Consider the following 14,286-nt stretch of genomic DNA (forward strand, 5'->3'; position numbering starts at 1 on the left):
CTCATCTTGGCGAAGACAGTCGGGTGCCCTTAGCGGGATGGTCCGAATGTGTGACGTCGAGAACATTTCCCAGGCACCCGGTCTTGGTCAGCACCGCGAGGACTGCCCGCAATTTTCGCTCGGGTTGAGTAGTGGGCTGGGCAGCCAGGGATCCAACATCGAGAACGGACGTGGCCAGATGAATGTCTTTAGACGTGAACCCGCAGTAATAGGTGCGTTCCTTGAAGCGCTTGTTCCGTTTCTAGTGGCAGTCACGATCTTGGATTGGTCTCCAGAGCAGGTCGGAGCTGTCACTGCCGTGATCACCATGGCCGTCGGGGTCTACACCGCGTACGTCACCCATGACACACTTCTGAGTGCCGTTGTCTCGCTTGTCAAAGCGGGTCTAGCCCTGGGTGTGGCGTTCGGGCTCAACCTGACACAGGAGCAGACCGCGACGGCGATCGCTTTGCTCACCGCGACGCTTGGCCTCTATCAGCGAACCCAGACGTCACCGCTGGAGAAGGGTAGCTTTAAGACAGGAATCGAACCCGCGGACGCTGCGACGCCTCCATCGTGACTGTGCGGCCTGTCCTGATTGTTCTGAGCAGTTCAAAGTAAGCCTCCAGGAGTGGGTTTACCGCAGGCTCTTGCTGAGAACTGCTGCAGTGCGCAGACCGCCGGCTCGGCCTTCCTCGGTGCTAGAGCGGCCGGCGTCGAGGCGGGGAACAGAAGCGACTGTTCGCTGAATCACGTCACGCGCCGCGTCAGTTCCGTTCCCGGACGTCCGGTCCACCTCACCTGTTCGTGAGCTGGCGCGACGTGAAGGCCAACATGGTCTCCGCCCACATCCACGCGTTGGGCGGCGGGTGCTGTCGTACGAGGTTCGCACAGCTGAGACGCGTGTTGATGCACGATGCCTAGCGTTGTCCGAGGACATGCCAACCCGGGGCTTTGTGTGCCCAATTGTGTGCCCGGGTTAGACAGCAAAGAACCGGCTCTCACCCGAAAGACCAGGTGAGGGCCGGTTCTGATGTACGCCATGTAGGACTTGAACCTACAACCCGCTGATTAAGAGTCAGCTGCTCTACCAATTGAGCTAATGGCGCATGTCTTGGAGCCCGTCAGGCGCGCTCGGCGACGAGAAGAACAGTAGCAGCGGGCTCGGATGCGCCCCAAATCGAGGACGTCGTCAGCGGAGCTCCAGGACCGCTTGTGCGGCGTTGTGGCCGCCGAGGCCGGAGACGGCGCCGCCGCGGCGGGCGCCGGAGCCGCAGAGCAGGATGCTGCCGATGTCGGTGGCGACGCCCCAGCGGGCGGCGGGGGTGGTCAGGTCGGCGTCGTCGGGGGCCCAGGGCCAGGCGAGGTCGCCGTGGAAGATGTGGCCGCCGGGCATGGCCAGGTCGGCCTCGATCTCCTGGGGGATCTTGGCCTCGATGCACGGCTCGCCGTCCGCGGTCCGCGCGACGACGGAGGAGATCGGGTCGAGCAGGTGACGGTCGAGGGAGGCGATGGCGCGCTCGACGGCCTGCTCCTTGCGCTCCGAGCGCGTGGCCGGGTCCTCGAAGAGGGTCGCGGGAGCGTGCAGGCCGAAGTAGGTGAGGGTCTGGGTGCCGGGCGGTACGTCGCCGAGGATGGAGGGGTCGGTCAGCGAGTGGCAGTAGACCTCGCCCGGCATCTCGGTCGGCACCGAGCCGGAGGCGGCCTCGGCGTACGCCTTCTCGAGCTCGGAGTAGGACTCGCCGAGGTGGAGCGTGCCGGCGAAGGCGACCTTCGGGTCCGCGCCGGAGCGCAGCCGGGGGAGGCGCTCGAGGAGCATGTTGATCTTGAGCTGGGCACCCACCGGCTTGTCCGCGGCGGCAGGGGTGCGGCCGAGGAGGCCGTCGAGGACGTACGGAGCCAGACCGGAGAGTACGTAGTCGGCCGCCACGGTGTGGGAGCCGGAGGCGTCGGTCCAGGTGACCTCGGCCCCCTCGCCGACGGAGCCGCCGCGGATCGAGGTGACGGTCGCGCCGGTGAGGACCTGCGCCCCACCTGCGTACGCCGCCTTGGCGATCGCCCCGGTGACCGCGCCCATGCCGCCGATCGGGACCCGCCACTCCCCGGTCCCGTTGCCGATCAGGTGGTAGAGGAAGCAGCGGTTCTGGACCAGGCTCGCCTCGCCCAGGCCGGCGAAGGTGCCGATCAGGGCGTCGGTGGCGACCACGCCGCGTACCAGGTCGTTGACGAAGCGGCGTTCGATCGTCTCCCCGAGCGGCCGCTCGACGATGTCGCGCCAGATCGGCGCACCCACCTCCGAGCGGATTGCGGAACCGGTGGGAAGCGGAGAGGTGAGGGTCGGCGCGACGACCTGCGCGAGCTCGCTGACCTCGGAGTAGAACGACTGCCACGCAGCGTACTCCTCGTCCGACCCGGTCACCGCGCGGAAGCTCGCCGCGGTGGCGTCGCCCTCGGGCGTCTCCACGAGCAGGCCGGTGGCCCGCGAGCCGTCGAGGTAGGGGGAGTACGACGCGGTCTGCCGCGACGCGAGCTCGATGTCGAGCCCGAGATCGGTGCGGATCTGCTCGGGCAGCAGCGAGACCAGGTAGGAGTAGCGCGACAGCCGGGTCGGGAAGCCGTCGAACGCCTGGGCCGAGATCGCCGCGCCGCCGACGTGGTCGAGCCGCTCGAGCACCAGGACCGAGAGGCCCTCCCGGCTGAGATAGGCCGCGGCGGTGAGGCCGTTGTGACCGCCGCCGGCCACCACTACGTCGTACTTCTCCTGTGCCATGGCCCCGATCCTAGGAGGTGGCCAGAGCGGCGTTGGCCCGTTCGGTGAGGGTGGCCAGGACCCGCGCGGTCACGGCCAGGTCCTCGGCCGGGATGTCGGAGAAGAACGTCCTGGTCAGCGGCTGGGTCCGCTCGGTGATCTGCTGCTGGAGACGGTCGCCCTCCTCGGTCAGGGTGAGGCCGTCGGCGATCAGGCCGCGGGCGATCGCGGCGTCGAGATGCGACTCGACCTCGGCCGCGGAGACCTTGATGTTGTCGGCCGTCGATGCGACCAGATCGGCACGCGTGGCATCGCCCTGGCGCAGGTAGTTGAGCAGGAGCGACTGCTCGAAGGTCAGGTCGTAGTCGTCGAGCACGTTGAGGAGGTTCTTGCGCACGGCGAAGTAGGCGACGCCGAGGTTGGCGCCGGTGAGCGGAGGAGTGGCAACGGTCATGATCAGTCTCCAGATGTGGGATCGGTGTCGATGGGGGCGGCGAGCATCGCTTCGAGCGCTGCTTGCGCCTCGGCGGCACGACGGCTGTTGCGGCCGCCGAGCGGTGCGGTGAGCTGGTCGAGCAGCCGACCGGTCACCGCGATCGCCTCGCGGGTCACCTCGGTGCCCTCGGGCGTGATGACGAGGCGTACGGCTCGGGTGTCCTTGGTGTCGCGGACGCGCTCGATCCAGCCTCTCGTCTCGAGCTGGCGGGCGAGCTTGGAGACGTACATCGGCTCGAGGCCGGTGAGGTCGGCAAGCTGCTTCTGGGTCGGGGCCTCGGAGGCGCGGAGGCCGTGGAGGGAGGCGATGAGCGAGTACTGCGCATGGGTGAGCCCCAAGGGCGCGAGCGCTCTGTCCATCGACACCCGCAGACGCATGGCCAGGCGCCACACGACGTATCCGATCGTCTGCTTCTTCATGGAAGAAACCGTACATGTTGATCATAAACATGTATAGCAATTAAGAATGTCCGTGGTCCCTGGCAGGATCGGAAGCATGGCTGAGCGTCCTGAGGTCCCCGAGGCGATGGTGACGCGGCTGAGGGAGATCCTCACCGCCTTCCCGAAGTGCCTCGAGGACGACGCCTGGGTGGGGGTGCGCTGGCGTGTCGGCCAGGAGACGGTCGCGCACGTCTTCGGCGGGGAGGACCAGCTCTTCCGGATCGTCTTCCGGGGCGAACCCGACGAGGTGGTGGCCTTCGAGCACCTCGGCCACCCCTATTTCAAGGCGGGCTGGGGTGGCAACGTGGTCGGGATGATCCTCGACGACGAGACCGACTGGGACGAGGTCGCCGAGCTCCTGACCGACTCCTACTGCATCCAGGCGCCGGCCAAGCTGGCCGGTCTCGTCGAGCGTCCGTCGGTGACGACGGAGTAGGTCCGCTCACCTTGGGCGGGTGGCGTACGCCCGATCAACCAGCTTTCGCTGGTCACGCCCTGGTTTCTCGTGGCGCCGGTGATTCCGGTGCTCGTCTGCCACCTCGTGCCGTGGAGATGACTGCGAAGAGTTGCAGCCCGGATTGGGACTTTAGACCCTAGGCCGACCGGCCAGACTCCGGCATGTTACCTTGGCAAATCCAAGGGAACAGTTTCCCTTCCATGGCAACAAATTTCATAAGGAGTGCGTGTGCGTCGCATGGCCATGCTGATCCTCGGGGGAGCCGTTGCGGCGGCCGGGGTTGGCTGCGGTTCGGACAGTTCCATCGACTACGGGTTCTACAGCAACAACCACGGCGAGAACCCCGCGATGGAGAAGAAGGTGATCACCGTCGACAGCACCGAGAGGATCGAGCAGAACCAGCAGCTCGGGTTGACGGCTGAGGGAACCATCAAGGGCGAAGCACCCGGAATCCTGTTGAGGGTGATCGTGCAGGACGTCTTCGAGACGTCTTTCACGGACGGCACCGAGACCCCGCCGGGGTCGCGCGTGATGGCCGTCGAGATCCAGGTCGTCAACGCCGGGTCGAGGGTCTTCAACGACAGCCCGGCCACCGGCACGACGGTCATCGATGCCTCGGGCAAGAAGTACAAGAGCCTGCCCAGCACGGTGACGGTCGACGGCGGCGAGGTGTTCCCGAACCCGTTCGGTCTGCAGCCGCGTGACCAGCGGACGGCCCTGGTGCCGTTCGTCGTCCCGGTCGGGGTGAACATCAAGCAGGTCGGGTTCCAGATCGACAAGGGCGGCGAGAGCGGCCTGTGGCGGGTTCCGTAAGCCAGAACCTTTAAATCTGAATCCAGCATCAGCCTCCAGGCAACCTTCTGGCGGCATTACGCGTCACCATCTCTGTGGTGATGAGACGATGAGTCTTCTCGGACGTAATGCTGCGTGGTCAAACAGGAGGTGTGGTGCGGGTCCGGGTCCTAGGTGCCGTCGAGCTGGTGTGTGACGACGGCACGGTGCAGAAGCTGTCGCGCACGCGGCGGACTCTGCTTGCCCTGCTGGCGGCCGCGCGCGGAGCGCCGGTCTCCTCGGACCTCCTGGTCGACGAGCTGTGGAGAGGTTCACCCCCGGCGACGGGGGTGAACCTGCTTCACCAGCGCGTCCGTGACCTGCGCCGGGCACTCGGCGAGGATCGCCGCCATCTGCAGAGCCGGGCGAACGGCTACGCGCTGGTCGGCGCCGACATCGACCAGGCCCGCTTCGAGGAGCTGGTCGAGCAGGGCCGTACCTCGGCCGAGGCCGGAGACCACGAGCGGGCCAGCATGCTCTTCGACGCGGCCCTGGGACTGTGGACCGGGGGCGCGTACGGCTCGGTCGGTGAGTCGCCGATGATCGCGACTGAGGCCGCTCGGCTCGAGGAGCTGCGGCTCGTCGCCGTCGAGTCCCGGGCCGCCGCTGATCTGGCGCTCGGCCGGCAGGCCGCGGTCGTGGCCGACCTGGGACCGATCGTCCGGGCCAATCCGCTCCGGGAGGGCCTGTGGCTGCTGCTGATGACGGCGCTGTGGCATTCCGGCCGCACGGCGGAGGCCCTGGACGCCTACCAGCGTCTCTTCCGTGTCCTCCGCGACGAGCTCGGGGTCGAGCCGTCCAAGGACGTACGCGACCTGCAGCTGCGGATCATCGAGGGAGACGATCCCGAGCCGGTGCCGGCACGGACGTACGAGGAGATCGTGCCGCGCCAGCTGCCGCCGGTCGTCGCCGCCTTCGCCGGCCGCGAGGACCACCTGACGACGCTCGACGAGCTGGTGGCGAAGGAAGACGGCGGGGCCGTCGTGATCTCGGCGATCGCGGGCACGGCCGGGATCGGCAAGACGACGCTGGCGCTCTACTGGGCGCACCGGACCGCTCCCCGCTTCCCGGACGGCCAGGTGTTCGTGAACCTGCGCGGCTTCGACCCGTGTGACGCGCTCGACCCGTTGGACGCGCTCGGGGTGCTGCTCGAGGCGTTCGGGGTGGAGCGGTCCCGCCAGCCCCAGGACATCGACGGCCGGGCGGGGCTGCTGCGCAGCAAGCTCGCCGGCAAGCGGGTGCTGCTCGTGCTCGACAACGCCCGCGACAGCGAGCAGGTACGCAGCCTGATCCCCGGCAGCCCGGGCTGCGTGACCCTGGTGACCAGCCGGAACAGGCTCTCCGGCCTGGTCGCGGAGGCCGGTGCGAGTCCGATGGAGCTGGGCCTGCTCAATGACGCCGAGGCCTATGAGCTGCTGGCCGGGCGGCTCGGTGAGGACCGTCTCCTGGCTGAGCCCGAGGCCGTGGAGCGGATCATCGAGCTGTGCGCCTCGTTGCCGCTGACGCTCTCGGTCGTGGCCGCCCGGGCGGCGATCCGGCCGGCCTACTCCCTCGCCGACCTGGCCGAGGAGCTCGGCGAGTCCCGCCTGGACGGGTTCGGCGGCGGGCGCGGTGACCTCCGGGCGACCTTCTCGTGGTCGGTCCGGCACCTGTCCGACGCCGCGGCCCGGCTGTTCCGGCTGATCGGCCTGCATCCCGGGCCGACGCTCACCTGCGTGGCCGCGGCCAGCGTGGCCGGGATCTCCCGCGTGCGCGCCCGCCGCCTGCTCGACGAGCTCACCGAAGCCAACCTGCTGACCGAGGTCGCGCCCGGACGGTTCGTGCTGCACGACCTGCTCCGGGAGTACGCCGCCGACCTCGCCACCGGCGAGCCCGCGGAGGTCCGCGAGGCGGCCGAGCTGCGGATGATCGACCACTACGTCTTCAGCGCTCGGGCGGTGCACAGCGCCTACGACCCGCACCAGCGCCACCTCGATGCGCAGGAGCCGATGCGCGACGGGGTCACCCCCGAGGTCGTCGGCGACAGCGTCGAGGCGCTGGCCTGGATCGGCACCCAGCTGCCGGTGATCTCCCGGGTGATCGACGTCGCCGTCGCCCGGGGACTCGCACCCGATCGGATCGTGCTGCTCGTCGGTGCCCTCGAGCGTCTGCTCGACCTCCAGGGACGCTGGATCGAGCTGGCAGCGCTGGCCGAGGCCGCGCTCCCGGGTGTGCGCCGCAGCGTCTCGCAGGGCGGCGACCCCGCCGGGCTCGGCGTCATGCACCGCGCCGCCGGGGCGGCCTGCGGGCGCCTAGGGCGTGTCGAGGATGCCCTCGACCACCTCGGCCGTGCCCTCGACCTGGCGATGGAGTCCGCCGACCTGGTGGGCGAGGGGAAGACCCTGCACCGGCTGGCCACCGTGGCCACGGCCTCCGGCGATCATGCCGGGGCTGCTGCGTACGCGGCTCGGGCGGCGGAGGTCTTCGCTCGCGCGGGCGACCCGATCCGGGCGGCCTGGACAACCGGGCGGCTGGGTCTCTACGAGGCCCTCGACGGTGCGTACGAGTCCGGGCTTCGTCACTGCGAGGCGGCGCTCGAGGAGCTGCGCCGGGTGGCGCCCGGCTACCGCAGCGAGGGCAACGTCATCGCCACCATCGGCTGGATCCACCAGCAGCTCGGCTCCGTCGACGAGGCGGCCGGTCACTTCGAGGAGGCCGTGACCAAGCTCCGTGCCGCCGGCGACCTGCCCGGTCTGGCCGACGCGCTCGGCCACCTGGCCGACGCCCGCGCAGCCCTCGGCAAGGACGAGGACGCCCGCTGCGCGAGGGTCGAGTCCGCCTCGATCCTCGCGCAGCTGGGCTGACCGCTCCGGCTACGCCGTGGGCAGCTTGTAGTCGGCGTACTCCTCGCGCAGCGTCTTCTTGGAGAACTTCCCGACCGAGGTCTTGGGCACCTCGTCGATGAAGACCACGTCGTCGGGCACCTGCCACTTGCCCAGGTTCTCGGCCAGGTAGCCGAGCAGCTCCTCCTTGGTCACCGACTCGCCGTCCTTGACCACCGCGAAGGCCAGTGGCCGCTCGCCCCACTTCGGGTGCGGCACCGCCACGACGGCCGCCTCGGCGATGCTCGGGTGGCCCATGATGAGGTTCTCGATCGCGACGGTCGAGATCCACTCGCCACCCGACTTCACCAGGTCCTTGGTGCGGTCGACGATGCGTACGTAGCCCAGCGGGTCGATCGCGGCGATGTCACCGGTGCGCAGCCAGCCGTCGGGCGAGAACGACGTCGGTGCGTCGACCTTGTAGTAGCCCGACGCGATCCACGGGCCGCGGCACTCGAGCTCGCCGGTCGTCTCGCCGTCCCACGGAAGCTCGTCGGTGGTCCCGGGCTCCACGATGCGGAGCTCGACGCCGACGGCCGGGATGCCAGGGGACGTACGGTAGTCGGCCTTCTCCTCCTCGGAGAGGTCCGTGATCTCGGCGCGCTCGTTGAACACGCTGCCGAGCGGCGACATCTCGGTCATGCCCCAGGCCTGGGTGATCGGCAGGCCGATCGCCTCGCGCCAGGCCTCCGAGAGCGACTTCGGCACCGCGGAGCCGCCGCAGATGACCACCCGCAGCGAGGAGAGGTCGGCGTCCTTCAGCAACGGGACCATGCCCATCCAGATCGTCGGTACGCCGGCCGCGATCGTCACCTTCTCGGCCTCGAGGAGCTTGATGATGCCGGGAGGCGAGAGGTCGGGGCCGGGCAGGATCAGGTTGGCGCCGGCCAGCAGGGAGGAGTGGGCGAAGCCCCAGCCGTTGGCGTGGAAGAAGGGCACCACCGGAAGCACACGGTCGCGGTCGTGGGTGCCGAAGAGGGTGCCGGCCAGGGAGGCCAGCGCGTGCAGGTACTGCGAGCGATGGGTGTAGACGACGCCCTTCGGGTTGCCGGTGGTGCCGGAGGTGTAGCAGATCCCGGCAGCGGTGCGCTCGTCGGTGACCCGGCCCTCGATCGCCGCCTCCTCGGCGTCGGCCATCAGCTCCTCGTAGGAGACGACCCGCGGGTCCTCGGGAAGCGGGGTCGGCGCGCCGTCATCCATCACGACGATGTGCTTGAGCGTGGTCAGCTGGGGGAGAAGCGGAGCCAGCAGACCGAGCAGCGACCGGTCCACGAAGACGGCCTCGTCCTCGGCGTGGTTGAAGGTGTAGACGAGCTGTTCCGGGAAGTAGCGGATGTTGCCGGTGTGCAGCACCCGCCCGGTGCAGGGGACGGAGTAGTAGAGCGCGAGGTGGCGCAGGGTGTTCCACGCGAAGCTCGCGACCCGGCCGTCCTCGGAGATGCCGAGCCGGTCGAGGACGGTGGCCTGCTTGCGTACCTCCACGGCCAGGTCCTTGAACGTGTTGCGCTCCAGACCGGTGGCGGTCTTGGTGACGATCTCCCGCGTCGGGAAGACGCGCTCGGCGCGCCGGATGATCGTGTCGATGGTCAACGGTGCGTCTTGGATCAGTCCTTGCATGCTGCACATCGTGACCCAACGTGGCGTGCGTCACAACGTCTTCCGCGAACTTCTTGCCGGGCGATGCGGCCGACCTGTGGCGCGCGGGATGCCCAGCGGTCAGAATCGTCTGCGTGAGCACTCTCTTCGTCGCGGCCGGTGGTGGGGGTGATGCGCTCGGCGTGCTCCTGGCGCGTCGGGTACTCGAGCCCGAGATGGACGACGGCGACGTCCTCGTGTCGACCTGCGCCTGGGAACGGCTCCGCATCGACCCGGTGCCCGGCCCACGCTCGCGCGGCGACTTCATCGGGCTCCGCCTGGTCGACGGCGTCCGGGCGGAGATATCGACCACGACGGACACTCTCCCGCCGGGCCGGTCTGTGCTGCCGCGGCTTGCCGGCGACGTCGACGCGCGCCTCTTCCTGCACGACCTCGCGGACGGTGCGGTCGGACTCGCCGAGCAGCTCCAGCACCTCGCTCGGGCGCTCGGTGCCGACTCGCTCACGGTCGTCGACGTCGGTGGCGATGTGGTCGCCCGGGGAGACGAGCCCGGCCTGCTGAGCCCGTTGGCCGACTCGCTCACGCTGGCCGCGGCGTTGCGCACGGGCCTGCCGGTGCGGCTCGCCGTCGTCGGCCCCGGTGTGGACGGGGAGCTCCCGGCGGAGCAGGTGATCGCCATCCTCGGTGGGCTCGGTGGGATCCATGCGGGAACGCTGGGGACGGCGGATGTGGACCGGGTCGGCGACTCGCTCGGCTGGCATCCCACCGAGGCGACGACGCTGGCCGCGGCAGCCGCGCGGGGCCTTCGGGGCGCCGTGGAGATGAGACGAGGGCAGACCCCCGTCCCGGTGAGCGAGGCGAGTGCGACCGTGTGGCGCCTCGATGCCGTCGTGACGTACGACTTCCCGCTCGCCGAGGCGCTGATCAACACCCGCTCCCTGGGGAGCGCCGAGACGATCATCCGCGGCATCACCACCGTCGACGAGCTCGACTACGAGCGGCAACGGGCCCGGGAACGTCGCGAGATCCCGTCGCGAACCGTGACTGCTGCCGACATCGCTCACGCGAGCCTCGCTCGAGGCGCCTCGCACATCACCACTCGCCGCCTTCTGGAGGCGACGAGCGGGGACGTACCGAGCTACGAGGCGGCACGCTTCGACGGGCTCGGGCTGTGGGCGTTGGAGGCTCTCGCCCGGGGTTGAGCCCGAGGTCGAGTCCGGTCAGACGACGGCCTCGGAAGTGGTGAGGGCCAGAGCCGGGGTGGAGGCGGCGCGCGGCCAGACCTCGGCGAGGATCTCGACCCCGCGCCGGACGAGCTCGGGGCGGGGCGTGATCGCCAGCCGCAGATGGCGCTCGTAGGCGCCGTCGACCCCGAACCGCGGCCCGGCGGTGACGAGCAGTCCGTGGGGGCGGGCGGCGAGGGTGAGCTGGGAGCTGACCGGCGCGGGCAGACCGACCCAGGCCGAGAGTCCGCCGTCGATACGCGGCGGCAGCTCCCAGTCAGGAAGGTGCTCGCGCATCGCGTGGTAGAGCGCGGCGCGGCCCGCGGCGAGCTGCGCGGCGCGCTCCTCGAGGATCTCGGGCAGATGCCGGAACAGGATCGTGGTGACGAGCTGCTCCCAGATCGGGGTGCCGAGGTCGGTGGCCGAGCGTCCGCTGGCGATCTGGGTCAGCAGCACCGGGTCGGCGCGGATCCAGCCGACCCGCAGCCCGCCCCACAGCATCTTGCTCGCCGAGCCGATGTGGACGACGCGGGCCTGGTGCTCGCCGGCCATCGCGGCCAGCGGCGGGAACGTGTGCGGGCGGTCGATGTTCAGCTCGGCGGTGGTGTCGTCGGCCACCAGGAGGGTGTCGACCTTCGCAGCGGCGTGCAGCAGCCGGAGCCGGTCCTCGGTCGACATCGAGCGAGACGTCGGGTTGTGGAAGTCGGGCATGACGTACGCCATCACGGGGGTGGTCCGGGCGATGGCCGCCTCCATCGCGGGCATGTCCCAGCCGGCGTCGGTGGTCACCGGACTCGTGATGATCCGGGCTCCGGCGAGGCTCAGGGCGTCGTACGCGTTGGGGTAGGACGGGCTCTCGGCGTAGGCCCGGTCGCCGCGGTGGATCACGGTGCGGGCGAGCAGGGCGATGGCGCTCTGGCCGCCGGTGGTCACCATGATCTGGTCGGGGTCGGTCGGCAGGCCGCGGTCGGTGTAGCGCGCCGCGATCTCCGCGCGAAGCTCCTCGATGCCCCACAGGGTGTAGCCGGGGCCGGTCATGTGGTCGGCCAGCCGCCGGGTCGCCTCGATCGCGGCCTCCGGGAGCCGCCGGGTGGCGGGCAGAGTGGCCCTGACCAGGTCGATCTCGCCGCCCTCGGTGAACGAGTCGGGCGCGGTGGGTGGGAGCTTCGTCGTCGTACCCGACCCCTGGACGCTCAGTGCGTACCCGTGCTCACGCAGGCGCCGGTAGGCGGCCGTGATCGTGGTGCGGCTCAGCATCAGCCGCTCGGAGAGCTCCCGCTCGGACGGGAGACGTACGTCGGCGGAGAGCCGGCCGTCGATCAGCAGCAGCTGGATCCGTTCGGCGAGGTTCTCGTACGCCGGGCCCTCTCCTTGCCACTGACCGAGCAGGCCAGCGAGCGCAGTGGCACCGATTCTTCCGCGAGGCATGAGGCCACCTTACCGCGATTGGCTTCTTTACCTTCGATTGGACCCGTGATTGGCTTTGCAATCGTGAAGGATCTCTCTGTGAAGTCGCTCTCCTGGTTGATAACTGGACTCTTCCTCTACGGCATCGCACTTGCCATGCTCCTGCGGGCCTCGCTCGGCGTCGGGCCGTGGAACGTGCTGACCTCGGGTCTGGTCGAGGTCACCGGCATCTCGTTCGGCCTGATGACCAATCTGATCGGGCTCGGCGTGCTGCTGATATGGATCCCGCTGCGCCAGCGGCCCGGGATCGGGACGGTGCTCAACGTGCTCCTGGTCGGCACCTCGGCCGACATCGGCCTGTGGCTCATCCCGCCCGTCTCCAGCGTGTTCGTCCAGATCGCGATGTTCGCGGGCGGGCTGTCGCTGCTGGCCGCGGCGACCGGCATCTACATCGCGCCGGGCCTCGGCCCTGGCCCGCGCGACGGCCTGATGACCGGCCTGCACCAGCGGACCGGCGCCCCGGTCTGGCTCTGCCGTGCGGGCGTCGAGATCACCGTCCTGGCGATCGGCTGGCTGCTCGGCGGACTGGTCGGCATCGGCACCGTCGCCGAGGCGCTGCTCATCGGTCCGATGGTGCACCGCACCCTGCCGTTCTTCCGGACCCTGTACGCCGGGCGGGCGGCCGCTGCGGCGCTCAGCGCCGAAACACGCGCGAGTGCATGATTTAACCCACACGAATTTCCTGTGGCGCCCCCAACGGATTCCAACCTGCGCCCGTCGGATTAGAAGGCCGACGGGATCAGGTAGAGAAATGTTCTCGTGAGAACTTTTCTGCGTGGTTCCGGGCGTACTTGTTCTCATTGTTTGTCGGTGTCCAACGGGGGAGTGCGTCTGTATTGCGCCGGGGCGCTCCCCTCGTGGTAGTCCAGTTCGGTGCCACTGTGCCGATAGCCAGCCAAGATTGCTCGGCGGTGCTCGGTGTCAAGAGTGACCGTAGGTCATCGCGCAGTGACTCGTTAGCGCTCTTGATGCCGGGCGGCGTCGTGCAAACCCCGGGGATCGGGGCGGGGGCCGGAGGTGCGATTGTGCGCCTGGCCATACACGGCTTCCCCTAAGGGGTTTATGTTCTCGGCGGCGTGTACTCAGCTCGGGCCGGTGAAGGAGATGTTTGTGGACGTAACAGTGAAGATCAAGCCTGGGCTCAGTGCCATGGATCGCGGGGTGGTCGAGGATGCGATTGTTGAGGCGCTCGACGCGCAACACCCAGGTTGGGGCGAGGTCACCGGCGGGGGCGGGTTCATCGATGGATCGATGTCGGACATTGACTTCGAGTTCAACATGGCCGTCGATGGCGAATCTGTGGTGAGGCTGATGGGGGAGGCCGCATTGGAACTGCTTCGCGGGGCTACCACCGAGCCGGTGGCCTGGAACGTGTGTGTCTCTGCCGACGGTGACGTGGACTGGTCCGGCGCTGTGGAGTAAGGCCGCTCTGCCCTGAGGGTGAGCACTTGAGCTACTGGCTCGGATGCTCTTCTTCGCTTTGGCCCGGTGCCGTCGGGACGGCTGGAGAAACCGCGAATGCGGTTGGCATGTCGAACCATGCAAGCCCAAGAATCCGTGTCGGTAACAGCCTTCGCCCGATGGCTGGCTCAGGCTGCTGGTGCCAGTGCGGCGTTCGGTCTCCTGGTGCGGTGTTCTGTGCCAAAGTTCCGTCATGGCTCAGGATCGGACCGCGTCGCCGCTGCTTGGCTGGAGCACGCTGGTGCTGCTCCTTGCGGCTGCGATTTCTTTCGTCGTTCCGGTCACACTGTTCGCCTTTGCGTCAGCCGACGATGGCGTTGCCGTCGCCGATGCGCCGGTGACGGTTGAGGCACCGGCCCACCGCACGTGGGGCATCTACACCGACGACGCCGACAACTCGGGCTACAGCGCATTCTGCTCGGTCAACGACAGTGCGGGCCGGCCGGTCGAGTTCCGCGATCCTGGCGCCACGGTTTCGGCGTCAGAAACCGAGATGCTCGACCACGAGTTCACCACCCCCGAGGACGGGACGTTCACGGTCGAGTGCCAGGCGGACAACGCATCGGTGCGCGTCGGCCCGGTAGGCAACCTGCCATCGGTTCTCATCGGTACCTTGATCGCGGCGGGCCTGGGCCTTACGGGAATTGCTCTGGGCGTCTTGTGGCTGACGAGAAGGGGCTCGGTCTACACACCGACACCCGCAGCCTGAACGTAGACCCGTTTCGC

The 14,286-nt window shown here is 69.0% G+C and carries 13 protein-coding genes and 1 tRNA gene; 8 read left to right on the forward strand and 6 right to left on the reverse strand.

Features of this window, described 5'->3' with window-relative positions; genetic code table 11:
* The first annotated feature begins 46 nt into the window (after positions 1-46).
* Positions 47-559 (forward strand): hypothetical protein, encoded by a 513-nt coding sequence (locus ABTX24_RS18825; RefSeq protein ID WP_350841668.1) that lies wholly within the window; start codon positions 47-49, stop codon positions 557-559.
* 456 nt (positions 560-1,015) lie between these two features.
* On the opposite strand, the gene ABTX24_RS18830 is transcribed toward ABTX24_RS18825, so the two are convergent.
* The 4 genes from ABTX24_RS18830 to ABTX24_RS18845 form a co-directional block, all read right to left on the reverse strand.
* Positions 1,016-1,088: transfer RNA gene (locus ABTX24_RS18830), tRNA-Lys, on the reverse strand.
* Between the two features lie 83 nt (positions 1,089-1,171).
* Positions 1,172-2,749, reverse strand: coding sequence for a phytoene desaturase family protein (locus ABTX24_RS18835; RefSeq protein ID WP_350841670.1), 1,578 nt, complete (start codon positions 2,747-2,749; stop codon positions 1,172-1,174).
* A 10-nt stretch (positions 2,750-2,759) separates the two neighbouring features.
* Positions 2,760-3,182 (reverse strand): winged helix DNA-binding protein, encoded by a 423-nt coding sequence (locus tag ABTX24_RS18840; protein WP_350841672.1) that lies wholly within the window; start codon positions 3,180-3,182, stop codon positions 2,760-2,762.
* A 2-nt stretch (positions 3,183-3,184) separates the two neighbouring features.
* Positions 3,185-3,643 (reverse strand): MarR family winged helix-turn-helix transcriptional regulator, encoded by a 459-nt coding sequence (locus ABTX24_RS18845; protein ID WP_350841674.1) that lies wholly within the window; start codon positions 3,641-3,643, stop codon positions 3,185-3,187.
* A 76-nt stretch (positions 3,644-3,719) separates the two neighbouring features.
* Between ABTX24_RS18845 and ABTX24_RS18850 the strand changes: the two genes are divergently transcribed.
* The 3 genes from ABTX24_RS18850 (at position 3,720) to ABTX24_RS18860 (ending at position 7,795) form a co-directional block, all read left to right on the forward strand.
* Entirely contained in the window at positions 3,720-4,100 is a 381-nt protein-coding gene (locus ABTX24_RS18850; protein WP_350841675.1) for an MmcQ/YjbR family DNA-binding protein, read from the forward strand.
* Between the two features lie 249 nt (positions 4,101-4,349).
* Complete coding sequence (locus tag ABTX24_RS18855; RefSeq protein WP_160025172.1) at positions 4,350-4,934, forward strand: hypothetical protein; 585 nt, start codon at positions 4,350-4,352, stop codon at positions 4,932-4,934.
* Positions 4,935-5,068: 134 nt separating this feature from the next.
* Entirely contained in the window at positions 5,069-7,795 is a 2,727-nt protein-coding gene (locus ABTX24_RS18860; protein WP_350841677.1) for an AfsR/SARP family transcriptional regulator, read from the forward strand.
* A gap of 9 nt (positions 7,796-7,804) precedes the next feature.
* Here the strand turns inward: ABTX24_RS18860 and ABTX24_RS18865 are convergent, their stop codons facing one another.
* Complete coding sequence (locus ABTX24_RS18865) at positions 7,805-9,430, reverse strand: long-chain fatty acid--CoA ligase (RefSeq protein WP_350841679.1); 1,626 nt, start codon at positions 9,428-9,430, stop codon at positions 7,805-7,807.
* A gap of 113 nt (positions 9,431-9,543) precedes the next feature.
* Between ABTX24_RS18865 and ABTX24_RS18870 the strand changes: the two genes are divergently transcribed.
* Positions 9,544-10,611 carry a DUF1152 domain-containing protein gene (locus tag ABTX24_RS18870; RefSeq protein ID WP_350841681.1) on the forward strand — a complete coding sequence of 356 codons (1,068 nt, stop codon included), beginning with the start codon at positions 9,544-9,546 and terminating at the stop codon, positions 10,609-10,611.
* 18 nt (positions 10,612-10,629) lie between these two features.
* On the opposite strand, the gene yczR is transcribed toward ABTX24_RS18870, so the two are convergent.
* On the reverse strand, positions 10,630-12,060 hold the full coding sequence (yczR, locus tag ABTX24_RS18875) for a MocR-like transcription factor YczR (RefSeq protein ID WP_350841683.1): 1,431 nt from the start codon (positions 12,058-12,060) through the stop codon (positions 10,630-10,632).
* 78 nt (positions 12,061-12,138) lie between these two features.
* Here yczR and yczE point away from each other — a divergent pair, with 78 nt between their 5' ends.
* The 3 genes from yczE to ABTX24_RS18890 all read left to right on the forward strand — a co-directional run bounded on the left by yczE (position 12,139) and on the right by ABTX24_RS18890 (position 14,269).
* A complete protein-coding gene (yczE, locus tag ABTX24_RS18880) occupies positions 12,139-12,762 on the forward strand; it encodes a membrane protein YczE (RefSeq protein ID WP_350841685.1) in 624 nt (207 codons plus the stop codon).
* A 432-nt stretch (positions 12,763-13,194) separates the two neighbouring features.
* Positions 13,195-13,521, forward strand: coding sequence for a hypothetical protein (locus ABTX24_RS18885; protein ID WP_350841687.1), 327 nt, complete (start codon positions 13,195-13,197; stop codon positions 13,519-13,521).
* A 232-nt stretch (positions 13,522-13,753) separates the two neighbouring features.
* Complete coding sequence (locus tag ABTX24_RS18890; protein ID WP_350841689.1) at positions 13,754-14,269, forward strand: hypothetical protein; 516 nt, start codon at positions 13,754-13,756, stop codon at positions 14,267-14,269.
* Positions 14,270-14,286: the final 17 nt, after the last annotated feature.

The organism is Nocardioides sp. NPDC127514 (assembly GCF_040302125.1).
In the GTDB taxonomy this organism is placed as follows: domain Bacteria; phylum Actinomycetota; class Actinomycetes; order Propionibacteriales; family Nocardioidaceae; genus Nocardioides.

Excerpts from the sequence above, each read along its gene's own strand:
- ABTX24_RS18890 (WP_350841689.1), top strand. The coding sequence starts at position 13,754 with ATGGCTCAGGATCGGACCGCGTCGCCGCTGCTTGGCTGGAGCACGCTG.
- ABTX24_RS18835 (WP_350841670.1), bottom strand. The coding sequence starts at position 2,749 with ATGGCACAGGAGAAGTACGACGTAGTGGTGGCCGGCGGCGGTCACAAC.
- ABTX24_RS18865 (WP_350841679.1), bottom strand. The coding sequence starts at position 9,430 with ATGCAAGGACTGATCCAAGACGCACCGTTGACCATCGACACGATCATC.
- ABTX24_RS18825 (WP_350841668.1), top strand. The coding sequence starts at position 47 with ATGTGTGACGTCGAGAACATTTCCCAGGCACCCGGTCTTGGTCAGCAC.
- yczR (WP_350841683.1), bottom strand. The coding sequence starts at position 12,060 with ATGCCTCGCGGAAGAATCGGTGCCACTGCGCTCGCTGGCCTGCTCGGT.
- ABTX24_RS18840 (WP_350841672.1), bottom strand. The coding sequence starts at position 3,182 with ATGACCGTTGCCACTCCTCCGCTCACCGGCGCCAACCTCGGCGTCGCC.
- ABTX24_RS18850 (WP_350841675.1), top strand. The coding sequence starts at position 3,720 with ATGGCTGAGCGTCCTGAGGTCCCCGAGGCGATGGTGACGCGGCTGAGG.
- ABTX24_RS18845 (WP_350841674.1), bottom strand. The coding sequence starts at position 3,643 with ATGAAGAAGCAGACGATCGGATACGTCGTGTGGCGCCTGGCCATGCGT.